Raw genomic sequence first — 17,932 nt, forward strand, 5'->3', positions numbered from 1 at the left:
ATACCTGTACCCACCAAAACCAAAATCAGTATGAAAGATGATAAACTCGCGGTCTTAATAGATGCAGATAATGTGCCTTATGCTAACATCAGAGAGATGCTGGTTGAGATTGCCAAATACGGCAACCCCACGATCAAACGAATTTATGCCGACTGGACCAAGCCCAGCCTTTCGGGCTGGAAGAACGTCTTGCTCGAAAACGCCATCACACCCATACAACAATACAGTTATACGCAGGGGAAGAACTCAAGCGACAGCGCCCTGATCATCGATGCGATGGATCTGCTGTATGCCAAAAAAGTAAGCGGCTTTTGCATCGTCTCCAGTGACAGCGACTTTACTAGGCTGGCCACACGCCTGCGGGAAGCCGGTATGTTTGTAATGGGTTTTGGCGAAAAGAAAACCCCTAAGCCCTTTATTACTGCCTGCGATAAGTTTATTTATATTGAAATTCTTAAAAAACAAGCACCCGCACCTGAAAGTAGTAGTACCAAAAGCAAGCAAAAAACCAAATCAGAGAGTTCAAGCGTCAATAAAATTGATAAAGAACTCACCACCCTGATACGGGAAAGCATCGATGAGATTTCAGATGAAAACGGCTGGGCATTTCTGGGTACTTTGGGCAGCTACATCATCAAGAAAAAAACAGACTTCGACCCTCGAAATTATGGTTTCCCCAAACTCTTTCCGTTGATTAAACACCTCAACACCTTTGAGATTTCCGAAAAAGAAACCGGGGATAATAACATCAGGCATATTTATGTCAAGAATAAATAAGTTCTAAAGCATCAAATCAACTTAGCAGATTTACGAGCTCTGAAAGCAATAACGGGCTAACGAGAAGTAATAAACATCCTATTGTAACTGCGCTTAATCAAATCCGAAGGGTTAAACGGATTTCCCTCCCTCGGTTCAGAATAGCCAGGGGAGAGCGTTAAAAAAAGGTCTGGTAGACCTTTTTAGCGAATGAGCCAGGCGGCGCATAGGCTTTAAGATCGCATCATTTCTTGGCATGCTCTACTTTACTTTTAAAAAAATAAATGTAGCGACGCCGAGCTGACAAGGCGGTTTTCGCCTTTAAGGAGAAAAATACCTAAGCAAGGGGCTCTTTTCTTTTCTGCATCCGACAACTGCAAGGAGCCAAATGCGCTGTTACAAGAGCTCCTTTAAGTCTTCAAACGACGTAGGAGTCGCTTGAGCTAAAGAAAATGAACAGAATATGCTATAGAAACTCGAAATACCCAACTTCCCTCAGGCCCAGACCATTTAGCCTGAACAGGCTTTAATAAACACCTATGAAAATCAAGCAGAAGCACACAGCTTTTAAGGGAAAATTTTAAAGTGGTATGATGCAGGTTAGTTTTAAGATGTTACAAGGCAAGCCTTATAAACATGCTTATGCCGACTAGGCACGAGCTGGACAAACAAAATTTAAAGCGACAGTTTATTAGAAACTGTCGCTTTTTTTAATGATCCCTGCCTTAGTTACTAAACGCTGTAAGCATTTGGTACTCGTCTAGTTTTCCCGAAGATTTATAATCTTCCTGTTTTACCATCCCTACGCCTTCTGCGATCCATATTTTGGTAGTGGTGTTTTTAGCAAAAAGCATCTTAGTATCCACATTTTGAGTAATCACCAAACACTCAAACGTACCTGCAGGGGTGGTTACCGATTCCCGGCCGATCACTTTGCGGTCTGTAGTATAAATATGGAAATTCATGTTTATAGCCCCGCTTTTTACTGCGATATCTGTTTTGATATCCGGCAGCCCCTGCCCTACTTCTAAATTGTTGGGCAGTTCAAAATCGGTTCCTGTGATTGCTACAGAAGCGTCTTTACCGTCTAACTGTTCCTGCATGGTTTCTTGAAGCATCTCATTAAGATCCATTGTGATCTTTCCTCCGCTACACAAAATATGAAAATTAGCATCTACAGTGGTTTTGTCTTTTTTAAGATTGGTAACCGTCGTATGCACCGTGGCTTTCAAAGGTATCCCGTCAGTCACCGCTACAATTTCATTCTTGGTAAGCGTTAAGGCATTGTTTTTTTTATCATAAGTAGTGACTTCATAGCGCACCCCTTTGTTTATAGGGTAATAGCTGCTGCAGCTTTCTTGTGCCATCCCTGTTGCGGTAACAAGAAGCACGAAGAGCAACGTAAGTTGTTTAAATAGTCTTGTTTTCATAATCTAGCGTTTGATTCTATACATTTAACATTCAATGTATTAAAAGTAAATGTATTCTTCTTCTTAAAACTAAAACTTGATATCAAAAAAAGTATACGTCTCAAAGGATTCTTAGAACTCCTACACCCGTGCGTTATTATTGGGTATTTTTGTTGGTGCCCTAGCACAGATACTTGATTCATCTAAAACAGAAGCCCAGGTGTTTACAATTGAAACGCATACCGCCCTTCCGCAAAAAACCCCTATACGTTTGCAAGAATACGGCGTGGGTATTTTTAAGAGCTTAGCGACCAAGTCGGCTTTAAAAAAAGTACTCAAAAAAAAGCAAATTACCGTTGATGGATCTTTAGCCTCCACAGCAACCTGGATAACAGGCGGAGAACGTATTGTTTTAACACGTCCTGAGTCTGAGACTCAACAAAAGAAACTCGTATTTCCAGTACATGTTTTATACGAAGATGACTATTTAGCGGTGATTCATAAGCCTGCCGGGATTTTAGTAAGCGGTAATCGTTTTAAAACCATCGCCAACGCCTTACTACAAAATTTAGAATACAGTCCGTTGAAGGATAAATGTAAACCCCAGCCGGTGCACCGCCTGGATTTTGCAACTACCGGCGCACTACTCGTGGGAAAAACCCGAAGCAGCATCCGGTTACTCAACAAACTCTTTGAAAATAAAGAGGTGACCAAAACTTATTATGCCGTAACTATAGGCAACATGCCTGCAAACGGAGCAATTAACCAACCCATAGATGATAAACCAGCCACATCTCTATTTCAGATTTGTGAGACCGTCGCATCGACACGTTTTGACCAACTCAATCTTGTGGAATTAAAACCCCTAACCGGACGCAGGCACCAACTGCGCAAACATCTTTCAGGTATGGGCAACCCCATATTAGGCGATCGGGATTACACGCCTGAAGCCTTGTTATTAAAAGGAAAAGGCATGTACCTGCACGCGTATTCCCTCAAATTTCAACATCCGTTTACAAATCAGGATCTGCTTATAAAAGATGAATTACCAGAAGGGTTTACAAAGTTGTTTAAGGACCACATACCGCTATTTTAAATTTAGAAGCTTGTCCCATAAACTTTCTTCGTAAATTTCAGAAAAACAATCTTATTCAAGTCGCATGATGCATCTCATTGTAGGCAATACTGGTTCCGGGAAAACCACTTATGCAAACCAGCTTAAAAGCAATACCAACGGCATTCTTTTTTCTATAGATACGTGGAACAACACGCTTTTTATTCCCGATAAAAAACCCAAACACAGCCTACACTGGTTTCTGGAACGTATTGAACGATCGGAAACTTTAATACTTGATCTTATACACCAGCTGGAGCAGGCCCATGTGGATAGTATTCTTGATCTGGGTTTTTCAAAAATTGCACACCGTCAGAAATTCAGGGATTTTGCTCAAAAAAACCAGTACAAGTATTCTATGCATTTTTTAGACGTCCCAAAAGCTATTCGTTATAAAAGGGTGATGCAACGCAATACCGAGCAGGGCGCTACTTTTGAATTTAAGGTGAGTGAAACAGATTTTGATTTTATGGAGAGCTGGTTTGAAAGACCCACGCAAGGCGAACTCGAGAATACGCGGATTATCACGAATTAGAAGCGGATTAAAATCTGGAGCCTGTAACCCCATATTCCGGATATCCTTTTACCCTCAACTTTTACAGCCCCAGTCTTCCGCGCAGCACATGCCGGGGGACTGGGGTATGAAAACTCCGTATTGATAATTCAGACGCATTTAGGTGCTCTACTTTTAGTAAGCACAACCTGCTTCTAGAAGGCCACACCTAGGATATTTTTTCTTTAAAACACCCCCGGATAGGTGCTAAACGCATAGTCTTTTTGTGTAGCATTTGCAAAAGTAGCCCAGGCGTGAAAACCGGCCTGACTATAGTGCGCAAACTTTATAAACAAAGTGAGTATTTTGCTCCGCTTTTCACTCGGTTTTGAACGAACTTGAGGCACTTCATAAGATTGTAGGCGATGTCGTATAGCTGCATACATTTTTTTAGTCTGTTTTAATCCAATTGTATTTACTTCTCTCAGCCTCATAATCCCGATAGCGGAGAGTTAAGCTTCCAAAAAAACAGGTGCTACCCTGCTTTGCCGTTTGCCTTTCATATACCGGCCTTAAGAACTTTCTAACGGGGCGATAGTATTTAGGCATTCTTAGTCAGAAAGCTTAACTTTCAACCCTAAGTATGGCATAGTGCTTAAACACAACATCCCCAGAATAAAAGTCTATGAAAAACAACCTCACCGATATGATGGGTTTAGATCTCTATCTCTCCCAGCTAACCGACAAAAAGTATCAAAAAACAAAAGCTGCTCTCAAAAGTGCCAGCACTACAGCTATGCCCTTACTCAGTTGGGATATGTGTATGCAAGGACGCAGTAAGCAGCTAGAGGCAGCTCGTAGGCGTATGGAGCGGGATTATATGTTTAAACAGGCGAAAAAATTCAACTGGAGAAATGACATCAAACAGGTGTTTTCTGAAACCGCTTACGAAGCTTTAATTCTTACGGATGCAAAACAACATATCCTTTGGGTAAATGATGGCTTTACAACAATGACCGGCTATTCAAAAGAATTTGCACTCCATAAGAAACCTACCTTTTTACAAGGCAAACTCACAACTGCCGATAGCAAAGAGAACATCCGTCAAAAACTAAAACTCCAGCAGCCTTTTCAAGAAGTCATCATCAATCATAAAAAAGACGGCGAACCTTATACGTGTGAAGTTAAGATCATTCCCTTATACGCTGAAAAAACCACACACTTTATTGCTTTTGAAAGACAAGTCAGCTCATGAATTTAGAACAGAAAATCGCAAAATCGCGTACTACCATTTTTAAAGCGGTGTTTCCAAACACCACCAATCATTACGACACGCTCTTTGGAGGTACCGCAATGCAACTGATGGATGAAACCGCTTTTATTACAGCCACTCGTTTCAGCCGGCAACAAATGGTAACGGTAAGCAGTGATAAAATAGATTTTAAAAAACCCATTCCTGCAGGTACAATTGTTGAACTGATAGGCTGTGTCACCCACGTGGGAAATACCAGTTTAAAAGTTGGTGTAGATATCTTTGTTGAAGAAATGTATACGGAGTCTCGAGAAAAAGCAGTCTCTGGTGAGTTCACCTTTGTAGCAGTTGACGAGAATAAAAAAGCCGTAAAAATTCTGTAAATCCTATCTGGAACCTAACCTCAAGTTATTCCAGCACGGGGTCGACTTTGAGGTCTATAGCAATTTGAGCAGAGGATAAGATATTATAAACGAACAAGCGCTATCTAAAAGGGGGTCCGGTCCTTATCAATATGAGATTTCAGAGCTCAACATTGCTCTAAATTGGATGCTGTCAAGCAATTCTAATTTCAATACTCCTTATTTCGAGATCATTCAAGACAAGCTCAAAAACCGGGAAGATCAGAACACTTCATCAACTGCTAATATTTACCAAATGCTACAGGCTGCCTAATAGGTTCTTTTTATCTTGGGCGCCATGCAAAAAGAGAATAAACAAAATACATCAGCACAGGGCTATGTAAGCGTAAAAGGTGCCCGTCAGAATAACCTGAAAAATGTTTCTGTAGAAATTCCCCGTAATGCACTCGTGGTGTTTACAGGGATCTCAGGTTCGGGAAAATCCTCACTGGCTTTTGGCACCTTATATGCCGAAGCTCAACGCCGCTATCTGGAATCGGTTTCTCCCTATGCCCGGCGTCTTTTTAATCAGATGCCTATTCCAGAAGTTGATGAGATCATAGGCCTTCCGCCCGCAGTGGCCTTACAGCAACAACGCAGTTCGGGTTCTACGCGTTCAACAGTAGGATCGGTAACTACGTTATCCAATTTGTTGCGTATGCTCTACTCCAGAGCGGGGGATTACCCTGCAGGTCAACCCCTACTTTATGCCGATTCGTTTTCAACCAACACACCAGAAGGGGCTTGCCCCGAGTGTCATGGATTGGGAAAAATATATACCGTAACCGAAAAAAGCCTTGTTCCAGACGATACCTTAACCATTCGAGAACGCGCAATAGCCGCCTGGCCCAAAGCCTGGCAAGGGAAAAACCTGAGAGATATTCTGGTTACACTGGGTTATGACGTAGATATTCCTTGGAAAGAGCTTCCACAAGAACAACGCGACTGGATACTTTTTACTGAAGAAACGCCCACCGTTCCGGTCTATCGCGACCGCAGTCCGCAAGAAGTTCAGGAAGCCCTAAAACGCAACGAGCAACCCAGTTATAAAGGTACGTATACGAGTGCTAAAAATTACATTTTGCACACGTATGCAAATTCGCCAAGTGAATCGATGAAAAAACGCGTTGCTCCATACATGATAGGCACTACCTGCCCTACCTGTAACGGCAAACGCTTGCGACCAGAATCTCTTTCGGTGACCTTCGCCGGTTATGATATTGCTGATATTTCAAGCATTCCGCTTCAAAGATTACACGCAATTTTTAGTCCTTATAGCGATGGCTCAGCTCCTGAGTTAAAAAAACTAAAGGCTACCAATCAAGAAAAAGCAATCGTCACACAACGCATTGCCGAAGATTTTGTGGGACGTATAGACGTACTATTAGATTTAGGTCTTGGTTATTTATCATTAGAACGAAGTACACCTACCCTATCACCGGGTGAACATCAGCGTTTACGGCTCGCTACGCAAGTGCGTAGTAATTTGTTTGGAGTGGTTTATGTGTTAGACGAACCTTCAGCGGGTTTGCACCCGGCAGATACAGAGGCATTACTCAGAACTTTAGCAATGTTGAAATCTGGAGGAAATTCCATTTTCGTAGTAGAACACGAGCTAGAAGTCATTCGTCAGGCCGATTGGCTGGTTGATGTAGGTCCCGATGCCGGAGCTGGCGGTGGTACGGTTTTATACAGTGGTCCACCGGAAGGTTTAAAAGACTGTATCGCGTCAAAAACGAGAACGCATCTGTTTAATGAGCTTCCGCATCACCAATCAAAACGACGTGAGGCTAAAGACTGGCTGACCCTTTCAGGCATTACCAGAAACAACCTCAACAAACTTGAAGTTTCATTTCCGTTAGGTGTGTTAACCAGTGTTACCGGCATTTCAGGTTCCGGTAAGAGTAGTCTGGTCAGTCAGGCTTTGGTTGACTTGATGAAAGAACATCTGGGCAACGCTACTGCTGAAGAAGAAACCGAAGATCTGCTACAAGAAGAAGTAAAAACTTTAGGTGGTCATATTTCCGCTGGAGCAGAACATTTAAAACGTATGGTTGTAGTAAATCAAAAACCCATAGGTAGAACGCCACGATCCAATCTAGCTACCTACACCGGTTTATTTGATACCGTAAGAAAGTTATTTGCTTCCACAGAATTAGCAAAATCCCGGAAATATAAAGCCGGTAGATTTTCATTTAACGTAGGCAAAGGACGCTGCCCCAATTGTGAAGGAGAAGGTGCTGTGATGGTAGAGCTTCTTTTTCTCCCCAGCGTTTATGCTCCTTGCCCCGTTTGTAACGGTACACGATATAATGATCAAACGTTAGAGATCACCTATAACGATAAAAATATTGCACAGGTTCTTGATATGACGGTATCGCAGGCTACTTCTTTTTTTGAAGAAGATCCCAGCGTAAGCAAACCGCTTAGGTTGTTAAAAGATGTTGGATTGGGTTACTTACGTCTGGGACAACCCGCCACCGAACTTTCGGGAGGAGAAGCGCAACGCATAAAACTCGCTAAAGAATTACAGCGTGGAAACAGGGGTAAGACATTGTATATTCTAGACGAACCCACAACAGGTTTACATCCTACCGATGTAGAAAAACTACAAACACAACTGAATAACCTGGTGGAAACTGGTAATACAGTTATTGTTGTTGAGCACGATATGCAGGTAATTGCGGCCAGCGACTGGGTTATTGATATAGGGCTGGGAGCCGGTGCTGAAGGCGGTAACATTGTAAGTGCAGGAACACCTGAAACTGTCGCAGCAAATAAGCAAAGTAAAACAGCTCCCTACTTAAAAAGAAGTTTAGCGGGAAAATAATCCAAAAATAAAAACATCAAAAAGCAGCGGGATTCCACTTAAAAAAAGAATTTTGTTGAGTACATTTATAAACCAATGCTCTTGTTATGCGCTATGTAACGTTCTTATTGATTTCGTTTTTTATTTTGACCGGATGCGGAGCTAGAAATGCTTTCAATGATCCTATCCCAGATCATAAAACCATAAAGCTAGACTCAAAGTATGTAAACGAAACACGCGTGATCAATATCTGGACGCCTTCAAAATACACTGAAGATGGTACTAAATTCCCAGTTTTATATATGCCAGACGGAGGTATAGATGAAGATTTTCCGCATATCGCAAATACACTAGCAAAGCTTATAAAAGAAAATAAGATTGCGCCCATCATACTCGTAGGAATTAAAAATACGCTGCGCGGAAGGGATCTAACCGGTGCCTCAACAGTAAAAGAGCACGAGAAATATGAAATCCCAATGGATGATGGCGCAAAAAACTTTAGAGCTTTTATTACCGAAGAGTTGATTCCTGAGATTGATGCAACCTACAGAACCACCTCAAAAAAGGGAATACTTGGAGAGTCACTCGCTGGGCTTTTTGTGATGGAAACCTTTTTTCTCGAACCAGAAACCTTTGACTTTTATATTGCGATAGATCCTTCTCTGTGGTGGAATGATAATGCGTTAGTATTCAATGCTGAAAGTTATTTCAAAACATTACCAAAACGAGAAACCAGACTTTGGTTCGCCGGCTCTGACGCTGTAGATATTTATGAATTTACAGAAGATCTTGAGGAAAAGCTTAAAACTATTCAACCTCCTAATTTATTGTGGAAGTACAGTCCGGAGCCTGCTAAGCACCACAACACCATTTTTAGAGCTGTTAAAGAAAAAGCCCTGATCTGGAGTTTAAGTGAGAGAGAATAATTCCATTTTGATTTTAAATCAGGAGTTTTTGATGGCTCCTACTGTTCTAATGTTTCAGCAACCCGCCGAACATTCTTAACCTCAAAAAAGCGCACCACTTTAGCTACAACCTGAAGCATCTTGCTTTTAGGATTCATGATCTTTTCGGCTAAAGTCGCTATAACTTTATCCCGGTCTTTGACCACATCATCTTTTTGAACAGCTGCTGCATATTCATTGGCAAACAACCATGCGCCGTCTCGGGCTAAATTTATGCTAAAAGAGACCAGTTTATCTTCTTTGCCTTTCCCAATCAGTTCGAGTAATTTAAATAACGGTGACACTTTTCCCATTGCCGCTTTTACATCGGCGACCATCGAAGCCAGCACCTCATTTATTTTATTAAAATCTTGCTCAAAATCAGCTAAAGCGTCATCCCCTGTGGTTTGTGCCGCGGCAATACCTAGATCTAGATTGATATGGGCATTTATTCCCAGCAAAAGATGTTGCATAATTAAAGCTTCAGAGATTTTAAAAGCATTTGACCAACTTTGAGTGGGCTGTTTTCCCGCCTTATACTGATGATAAGCTTCGATATACCGATTGGCAAATAGGATGTCAAGCTTTTCCATACGAGAATTATCATCAAATTCGTTGGCTTCTATTCCTACTTTAATACGTCTAGTAACTTTGTTGTACAAAACAGGAAAGAAAACCATACTACTGTTGTTCTGTTTTTCTACCGCTATAATTGCATCAAGGGCTGCGATCACCTCATCAATTGTTGTTGCTGCCATAAGTTGATTTAAAATTTAAGTTTTTTTGTGTTTTTTAAGACGAAATACCAAACGCAAAAAACTGATTTTCAAATATTTAAAAATACCCTTATTAACAATCTTTACTAAGAAATAAATGAAATAACTTAGAGCTACCAAATACTCCACTTATGAAAGTTGCCTTTTTCAGCACAAAAAAATACGATAAAGACTTTTTTGAACGAACTAACGAAAAGTTTGATCACGAACTTACTTTCTTTGAAACTGCGCTCAATGCACATACTGCATCATTAGCACAAGGTTATGAAGCGGTTTGCGTCTTTGTAAACGATGACCTCAACAAAAAAACGCTTGAGAAACTTGCTGGTTACGGCATTAAACTCATCGCTTTACGCTGTGCGGGTTTTAATAATGTAGATCTGGAAGCAGCAGCTGAAAATGATATAACCAGTGTTCGTGTTCCCGCCTATTCACCACAAGCGGTAGCAGAACATGCAGTAGCGCTGATTTTAACTTTAAACCGAAAAACGCACAAAGCCTACAACAGAGTGCGTGAGAATAATTTTTCATTAGATAAGCTTACCGGTTTTAATCTCTATGGAAAGACAGTTGGTGTTATCGGAACGGGCATTATCGGTATTTGCTTTGCTAAAATTATGCTGGGCTTTGGTTGTAAAGTCCTTGCTTTTGACATCAAACCTTCTGACGAACTGAAAGGTCTTGGTGTGAATTATGTAGCAATTGATGAGCTTTTAAAAGAAGCAAATATCATCTCGTTACATTGTCCGCTGAATGAACAAACGCATCATCTTATGGATGCTGATGCCTTTAATAAAATGAAAGATGGCGCGATGCTTATCAATACGGGACGTGGCGCTTTGATAGACACAACCGCAGTGGTTGAAGCCCTTAAAAAAGAAAAACTGGGCTATCTAGGTATTGATGTGTATGAACAGGAATCAGGATTATTTTTTAATGATCGTTCTGAAACAATAAATAAAGATGATGACTTTTTAAGGCTTATGTCTTTTCCGAATGTACTCATCACAGGACATCAGGGTTTTTTCACCAAAGAAGCTCTAGAGCAAATTGCACAGGTAACACTGCAAAACCTTAGTGATTTTGAGAACGGAAATGAATTAGAAAATGAGGTTACCGCATAGGTTTCCTATCTTGCTGTTTAAAATATCTTCATTAATTTGCTTGACATGCCCGTTTCTAATAAAACTCCATTAAAGTCAAAACTACATGTGCGTAACCGCAACCGCGAGCCCTATGATCTGGAAGCTTTATTAAAGGTAAAACCAAAATTAAAAGCTCATTTAAAGGAGAACAAATACGGTACGACTTCGGTAGATTTTGCGAATCCTGAAGCGGTAAAATTGCTCAATCAGGCGTTGCTTGATTGTTACTACGGAATTTCAAAATGGGAATTTCCAGACGCTAATTTATGTCCGCCTATTCCCGGACGGGCAGATTATTTGCACTATATCGCTGATTTACTAGCTGAAAACACAAACGGAAAGATTCCGCAGGGAAAAGAAGTTAGAGGCTTGGATATTGGTACCGGAGCCAGTTTGATTTATCCCATTCTGGGCGTTGTAGAATACGACTGGGATTTTGTGGCGAGTGATATTGACCAGAGATCTTTAGCTTCCGCAGCAAAAATTATAACAACAAATGAAGCTCTTCAGCATAAAATTGAATTGCGTTTACAAAAAGAAACTGGCTCTATTTTTAAAGGCATCATTCAGCCAGAAGACAAACTAGATTTCACCATGTGTAACCCGCCTTTTCACGCCTCGCGAAATGCTGCAGTAAAAGGTACACGTAGAAAAGTAAAAAACCTATCGGGTACTGCTTCTAGCACACCAAACTTAAACTTTGGAGGTATAGGTAACGAACTCATCACTGCCGGCGGAGAGCCTAAATTCATCAAAACGATGATTAGGGAAAGTACCGCATTTGCGAACAACTGCCTCTGGTTTACCACGCTCGTTTCTAAACAAGAAAACCTAAAAGATATTTATAAACATCTCAAAAGAGCGTCAGCAAAACAAGTAAAAACAATACCTATGGGAACCGGCAACAAAGTAAGCCGTATTGTGGCTTGGTCATTTCAGAGCAACGGGTAGTCCTTTAAAAACGGTTCTTATTATAACAAATTCATTAGATCTGTATGAAATACCATACTTCAACTGTTTTTAAAAATGTAAACCGTAATTTCACCTCCTCAAAAGTTCTTTACTTTATTTTTTCATCTAACGGAATAGGTTACACATAACGTGCATTAATAGGGAATCTGGTGCAAATCCAGAGCTGTCGCGCAACTGTAAGTAACATACACAAAGCTTTACCCGTAGTAATCCACTGTCTTTATAATCAGGATGGGAAGGATGGTAAACGCTGTTATAAGTCAGGAGACCTGCCTGTTCCGCTAGGGCTTTGCTTTCGCGATCTGAAGCTTGTAGTCTGGTTTGATGCTCCTTTTTTTTTATAGGATAGGTATATCCTGTCCTAAAATTACTGCATCAAAACGCCCTTTCTTCTTCTCATCTTTTAGCAAAGCCGAAATACGGCAACGAACTTTTAAATCAAATTTTTTAATTTAAAAGTTATTCAAATGCAAACGCACATTCTGGGCTATCCGCGAATTGGTAGTCAACGTGAGCTCAAAAAAGCCTGTGAGCAGTATTGGTCAGGCAAGATCAATCTTGATGATTTACATCAAGTGGGGTCAGCGATTAGACAAAGTAACTGGAAGCTTCAACAGAAAGCCGGCATCGATTTGATCCCGTCTAACGATTTTTCGTTTTACGATCAGGTATTGGATATGTCGCTTACCTTCAACGCAATTCCAGACCGGTATCAAGAGCTGATTTCTAAAAAAGAAATCGCAAAACAAGATCTATACTTTGCGATGGCCCGTGGTTATCAGCAAGACGACCTTGACATCACCGCGATGGAAATGACCAAATGGTTTGATACCAATTACCATTACATCGTTCCTGAATTCAAAAAAGATCAGGAGTTCAAACTCTTTTCAAATAAAGCTTTAGATGAGTTTTCAGAAGCTAAAAAAGCTGGGATTCTAACAAAACCTGTTCTGCTTGGACCTATCACCTATTTATTGCTGGGTAAAGAAAAAGAAGCTGGTTTCAACCGTTTAGATCTTATTGATAAGTTATTGCCCGTGTATATTGAGGTTCTTAAAAAGCTTCAGGATGCCGGTGCAGCTTGGGTACAATTAGATGAACCCTTTCTCGCTCTTGACTTAACTGCTAAAGAAAAAGAAGTCTACAAGAAGGTATATAACGAAATTAAAAAGCAATTGCCAGAGTTGAAAATTCTTCTGGCTACGTATTTTGAGGGATTGAAAGAAAATCTTGATCTCGCTGTTTCCCTTCCCGTTTGTGCATTGCATATTGACTTGGTTCGCGCACCTCAACAATTACAAGAAGTATTAGATAAAACTCCAAATGATTTAACCCTCTCTTTAGGTATTATTGATGGCAGAAACATCTGGAAAAACGATTATCAAGATTCGGTAGCTTTTATACGGAAAGCGCTTAAAAGCAAAACTTCTAATCGAATTATGATTGCTCCAAGTTGCTCCCTGTTACACGTGCCTTGTGATCTCGATCTAGAAACCAATGAAACCGTTTTGACTCCTGAAATTAAAAACTGGTTGGCTTTTGCAAAACAAAAGCTTGAAGAACTAGCGACCCTTAAAGCTATTAGTGAGGAAGATGATGTCAACGCTGTTGCTACTATGGAAAAGCTTCACGTAAATCTTGACGCCTTAAAAAGCAAAAAAGAATCGCAACGCATTCATAAGCCTGAAGTCAAGCAACGTACTGCACGTATAACAAAAAAAGACGCTCAGCGGAACAAGGCTTTTTCAGAGCGGAAATCAATACAGCATAAAGCACTTAAACTGCCGCTATTCCCTACTACAACAATAGGTTCTTTTCCGCAGACTAAAGAGGTTAGAAGCTGGCGTGCACAATTTAAAAAAGGAACTGTAAATGCTCTAGAGTATGAAAATCTACTTTTAGAAGAAACTGAGCAATGCATACGATGGCAAGAAGAAATTGATCTGGATGTTCTGGTTCACGGGGAATTTGAACGCAATGATATGGTAGAGTATTTTGGCGAACAACTCAATGGCTTTGTATTTACAAAAATGGGTTGGGTACAGAGCTATGGAAGCCGTTGCGTTAAACCTCCTATTATTTATGGAGATGTAGATCGCCCCGAAGCGATGACCGTAAAATGGAGTTCGTACGCCCAAGGTCTAACTTCAAAAATTGTAAAAGGGATGCTGACCGGACCGGTTACTATTTTACAATGGAGTTTTGTACGCAATGATCAGCCTCGTTCTGAAACCTGTAACCAAATTGCATTAGCGATTAGAGATGAAGTGCTTGATCTTGAAAAGGCGGGGATCAGAATTATACAAATTGATGAACCAGCGATTCGCGAAGGACTACCCCTTAGAAAAACAGAATGGCAGGCCTATTTAAAATGGGCAGTAAATGCATTTTGTATTTCGGCTGCCGGTGTAAGCGACCAGACTCAGATACACACGCATATGTGCTATTCTGAGTTTAATGACATCATTGAGCATATTGCTGCAATGGATGCTGATGTGATCACGATTGAATGTTCACGCTCTCAAATGGAATTGTTAGATGCTTTTGCAAAATTTGAGTATCCTAATGAGATAGGCCCTGGTGTTTATGACATTCACGCACCCCGTGTTCCATCGGTAAAAGAGATGGTTGCCTTGATGGAAAAAGCAAAACTGGTAATCCCGGAAAAACAGTTATGGGTAAACCCTGATTGTGGTTTAAAAACCCGCCATTGGGAAGAAACGCGTAAAGCTTTAGAGGCAATGGTAGAAGCTGCTAAAACGCTACGCGTAGCATCAGAAAAAGAACGTTTAGTGACTCTTTAAACATAACTGTTTAAGTACGCTACCTCGAAGGCAATCCCAGGAGGCATTTGTTAGAAACAAATTTTCAGTTTCATGGCAATCCTCTGAGGTTTTAAACCCTTTGGTGATGCCAATAAAAAAAGGCGACCTCATAAGGTCGCCTTTTCTACTATAATTAACTTGAATTACGCTTTTAGATCAAAACGGTCTAAGTTCATCACTTTAGTCCAGCTCTTCACAAAGTGCTTTACAAAACGCTCACCAGAATCCGCTAATGCATACGATTCTGCTAAAGCTCTCAATTCTGAATTGGAACCAAAGATTAGATCAACACGGGTACCGGTCCATTTTTTCTCACCGGTATTGCGGTCACTACCTTCAAACAGGTTATCATCTTCTGAAATTGATTTCCAAGTTGTGTTCATATCTAAAAGATTCACAAAGAAATCATTAGTCAATGTTTCTGGCTTATCCGTAAATACACCGTTGTGAGATTTATCAAAATTAGTATTCAATACACGCAGACCACCTACAAGCACAGTCATTTCTGGAGGAGTAAGCGTCAACAGCTGAGCACGATCTATTAAGAATTCTTCAGCTTTAATACTGAAAACATCTTTTAGGTAATTTCTAAAACCATCAGCAACCGGTTCTAAGGCATCAAATGCAGAAGCATCTGTTTGCTCCTCAAGGGCGTCTGTGCGACCAGGAGTGAACGGCACTTCGATATTATGGCCTGCATTTTGAGCTGCTTTCTCTACAGCTGCGCTACCTGCCAGAACAATAAGATCTGCAATTGATACTTTCTTATTTCCGCCTTGCGAATCATTGAAAGACTTCTGAATCCCTTCTAAGGTGTTCAATACTGCGTCTAATTGCTCCGGATTATTTACATCCCAAGTTCTTTGTGGTGCAAAACGTACACGCGCTCCGTTTGCTCCTCCTCGTTTATCAGAACCTCTAAAAGTAGAAGCTGAAGCCCAAGCCACAGAAACCAATTCTGATATTGAATGACCTGCGTTAAGAATTGTATTTTTTAATTGTGCAATATCTACTTCTGAAACCAATTCATAATCTACCGCTGGAATAGGATCTTGCCAGATTAAATCTTCCTGAGGAACTTCGGGTCCTAAATAACATGCTTTAGGTCCCATATCACGATGCGTCAATTTAAACCAGGCACGAGAATAAGCATCTGCAAATTCTTCCGGGTTTTCCATAAAATGTCTTGATATCTTCTCGTAAGCAGGATCAAAACGTAAAGACAAATCTGTGGTCAACATAAAAGGTGCGTGCTTCACTTCAGGTCTGTGCGCATCTGGTACAGTACCCGCACCTGCATCCCCCTTAGGTTTCCATTGGTGAGCACCCGCCGGACTTTTAGTTAATTCCCACTCGTAACCGAATAAGTTTTCAAAATATTTATTGCTCCATTGTGTTGGAGTATCTGTCCACGCTCCTTCTAATCCACTGGTGATGGTATCTGCTCCTTTACCAGAGCCAAAGTTATTTTTCCATCCCATTCCCATAGCTTCAATACCGGCTGCTGCAGGTTCTGCTTCTACATACTCTTCAGGATCTGCCGCACCGTGGGTTTTACCAAAGGTATGTCCCCCTGCAATCAAAGCTACAGTCTCATAATCGTTCATCGCCATACGCCCAAAAGTCTCACGGATAAAATGCGCTGATTCAACAGGGTCTGGATTTGCATTATGACCTTCAGGATTCACATAGATCAATCCCATATGCGCAGCGCCTAAAGCTTTTTCTAATTCACCACCTTCATAACGTTCTTTATTGCCTAACCATTCGGTTTCTGCTCCCCAATAAACTTCTTCTGGTTCCCATACATCTTTACGACCTCCGGCAAAACCATACATCTTAAGCCCCATAGATTCATGGGCACAGTTACCGGCTAGAACCAGTAAATCTGCCCAAGAAAGTTGGTTACCGTATTTCTTTTTAATTGGCCATAATAATAGCCTTGCTTTATCTAGATTGGCGTTATCTGGCCAGCTATTAAGCGGAGCGAAACGTTGTTGACCACTACAAGCACCACCTCTACCGTCGTGTATACGATAAGTACCGGCTGCGTGCCACGCCATACGGATAAAGAAAGGCCCGTAATGCCCGTAATCTGCAGGCCACCAGTCCTGACTGTTAGTCATCACATCATACAAATCTTGTTTTACGGCAGCAAGATCTAATGATTTAAATGCTTCAGCATAGTCAAAATCTTCATCCATAGGATCTACTAAAGATGAGTTTTGCTTAAGTATATTTAAGTTCAACTGGTTTGGCCACCAATCTCTATTTGTAGTTCCCTGACCCGTGATATGGTTCATTTCCCCATTAAGAAAAGGACATTTTGCTGATTCATTTACGTCCCAAACTTTTCCGTCTGTTCCGTGATCTTTGCTATTTTGATTTTCCATAAATATGTGTTTATTAGATGTAAATTCTGAAGTAAAGAAATACAATATTTAAAACAAGATTTAATAGTTTTGATTTATAGTTTTTATAAATCAATAAGGTTTACTTATTTAAAACGATTGAATTCTTTAATTTCCCTCAATTTACTGAATTTCAAGGAAATTTTGTGAAGACTTAAATTGAATTTATTGTTATATTAAGTTTAGAATTTCAGTAACTTTTATGCTCCTAAAAATCTTTTATTATGAAAAACAAGATTTTGCTTATCATAAGTATTCTTTTCGGATTGATGTTTATTAATAGCGGATTGAATAAATTTTTCAACTATATGCCTATGCCAGAAGACATGAGTCCAGAAATGCTAGAAATTTTCAGTGCATTTACAACCATTGCCTGGCTTATGCCACTTATAGCAGTCGTCGAGGTTTTAGGTGGAATACTTGTAATGTTTAAACAAACCCGTGCTTTAGGGGCTGTTATGCTCTTCCCTATTTTAATAGGTATACTATTAATTCATATTTTAAATGAACCCAGCGGCTTAGTGATCGCTTTACTATTTTTTGGGATAGACATCTGGTTTCTTTTTGAAAGTAGAGATAAACTAAAGCCATTATTCAATAAATAGTTTTTTGTGATGTGCTAACT

At 40.4% G+C, this 17,932-nt stretch carries 15 protein-coding genes and 1 riboswitch; of the genes, 11 read left to right on the forward strand and 4 right to left on the reverse strand.

Going from position 1 to position 17,932, the window contains the following annotated elements; all coding sequences use genetic code 11:
- Nucleotides 1–30: 30 nt before the first annotated feature.
- Entirely contained in the window at nt 31–777 is a 747-nt protein-coding gene (locus DSM02_RS06035) for an NYN domain-containing protein (RefSeq protein ID WP_205875100.1), read from the forward strand.
- Between the two features lie 704 nt (nt 778–1,481).
- Here DSM02_RS06035 and DSM02_RS06040 read toward each other — a convergent pair.
- Nucleotides 1,482–2,186, reverse strand: a complete 705-nt coding sequence (locus DSM02_RS06040) for a TapB family protein (RefSeq protein WP_128764783.1) — start codon at nt 2,184–2,186, stop codon at nt 1,482–1,484.
- Nucleotides 2,187–2,385: 199 nt separating this feature from the next.
- On the opposite strand from DSM02_RS06040, the gene DSM02_RS06045 reads away from it, so the two are divergent.
- Together DSM02_RS06045 and DSM02_RS06050 are read left to right on the forward strand one after the other, a co-directional pair.
- The gene (locus DSM02_RS06045; RefSeq protein WP_164918243.1) at nt 2,386–3,261 is read left to right on the forward strand and encodes an RluA family pseudouridine synthase; all 876 of its coding nucleotides are present in this window, start codon (nt 2,386–2,388) and stop codon (nt 3,259–3,261) included.
- 64 nt (nt 3,262–3,325) lie between these two features.
- Complete coding sequence (locus DSM02_RS06050; protein WP_128761343.1) at nt 3,326–3,814, forward strand: AAA family ATPase; 489 nt, start codon at nt 3,326–3,328, stop codon at nt 3,812–3,814.
- A 203-nt stretch (nt 3,815–4,017) separates the two neighbouring features.
- Here the strand turns inward: DSM02_RS06050 and DSM02_RS20330 are convergent, their stop codons facing one another.
- Nucleotides 4,018–4,218 carry a hypothetical protein gene (locus tag DSM02_RS20330; protein WP_164918244.1) on the reverse strand — a complete coding sequence of 67 codons (201 nt, stop codon included), beginning with the start codon at nt 4,216–4,218 and terminating at the stop codon, nt 4,018–4,020.
- A gap of 239 nt (nt 4,219–4,457) precedes the next feature.
- Between DSM02_RS20330 and DSM02_RS06060 the strand changes: the two genes are divergently transcribed.
- The 4 genes from DSM02_RS06060 (at nt 4,458) to DSM02_RS06075 (ending at nt 9,160) form a co-directional block, all read left to right on the forward strand.
- A complete protein-coding gene (locus DSM02_RS06060) occupies nt 4,458–5,027 on the forward strand; it encodes a PAS domain-containing protein (RefSeq protein ID WP_128764784.1) in 570 nt (189 codons plus the stop codon).
- A complete protein-coding gene (locus DSM02_RS06065; protein WP_128761346.1) occupies nt 5,024–5,407 on the forward strand; it encodes an acyl-CoA thioesterase in 384 nt (127 codons plus the stop codon). The genes DSM02_RS06060 and DSM02_RS06065 overlap by 4 nt, the downstream gene beginning before the upstream one ends.
- Before the next feature lie 316 nt (nt 5,408–5,723).
- Nucleotides 5,724–8,255, forward strand: coding sequence for an excinuclease ABC subunit UvrA (gene uvrA, locus DSM02_RS06070; protein ID WP_128764785.1), 2,532 nt, complete (start codon nt 5,724–5,726; stop codon nt 8,253–8,255).
- 86 nt (nt 8,256–8,341) lie between these two features.
- Entirely contained in the window at nt 8,342–9,160 is an 819-nt protein-coding gene (locus DSM02_RS06075; RefSeq protein WP_128764786.1) for an alpha/beta hydrolase, read from the forward strand.
- A gap of 38 nt (nt 9,161–9,198) precedes the next feature.
- Here the strand turns inward: DSM02_RS06075 and DSM02_RS06080 are convergent, their stop codons facing one another.
- A complete protein-coding gene (locus DSM02_RS06080; RefSeq protein WP_128764787.1) occupies nt 9,199–9,936 on the reverse strand; it encodes a DUF5995 family protein in 738 nt (245 codons plus the stop codon).
- Nucleotides 9,937–10,085: 149 nt separating this feature from the next.
- Between DSM02_RS06080 and DSM02_RS06085 the strand changes: the two genes are divergently transcribed.
- From DSM02_RS06085 to metE, 3 genes are all read left to right on the forward strand, one after another.
- Nucleotides 10,086–11,078 (forward strand): 2-hydroxyacid dehydrogenase, encoded by a 993-nt coding sequence (locus DSM02_RS06085; protein WP_128764788.1) that lies wholly within the window; start codon nt 10,086–10,088, stop codon nt 11,076–11,078.
- A 45-nt stretch (nt 11,079–11,123) separates the two neighbouring features.
- A complete protein-coding gene (gene rlmF / locus DSM02_RS06090) occupies nt 11,124–12,050 on the forward strand; it encodes a 23S rRNA (adenine(1618)-N(6))-methyltransferase RlmF (protein ID WP_128764789.1) in 927 nt (308 codons plus the stop codon).
- A gap of 119 nt (nt 12,051–12,169) precedes the next feature.
- A riboswitch (cobalamin riboswitch) is annotated at nt 12,170–12,362 on the forward strand.
- A gap of 176 nt (nt 12,363–12,538) precedes the next feature.
- Nucleotides 12,539–14,875, forward strand: coding sequence for a 5-methyltetrahydropteroyltriglutamate--homocysteine S-methyltransferase (metE, locus tag DSM02_RS06095; protein WP_128764790.1), 2,337 nt, complete (start codon nt 12,539–12,541; stop codon nt 14,873–14,875).
- Nucleotides 14,876–15,039: 164 nt separating this feature from the next.
- On the opposite strand, the gene katG is transcribed toward metE, so the two are convergent.
- A complete protein-coding gene (gene katG / locus DSM02_RS06100) occupies nt 15,040–17,289 on the reverse strand; it encodes a catalase/peroxidase HPI (protein WP_128764791.1) in 2,250 nt (749 codons plus the stop codon).
- A gap of 242 nt (nt 17,290–17,531) precedes the next feature.
- Between katG and DSM02_RS06105 the strand changes: the two genes are divergently transcribed.
- Nucleotides 17,532–17,912, forward strand: a complete 381-nt coding sequence (locus DSM02_RS06105; protein ID WP_128764792.1) for a DoxX family membrane protein — start codon at nt 17,532–17,534, stop codon at nt 17,910–17,912.
- Nucleotides 17,913–17,932: the final 20 nt, after the last annotated feature.

Source organism: Leeuwenhoekiella polynyae (genome assembly GCF_004104075.1).
GTDB classification, from domain to species: Bacteria; Bacteroidota; Bacteroidia; order Flavobacteriales; family Flavobacteriaceae; genus Leeuwenhoekiella; species Leeuwenhoekiella polynyae.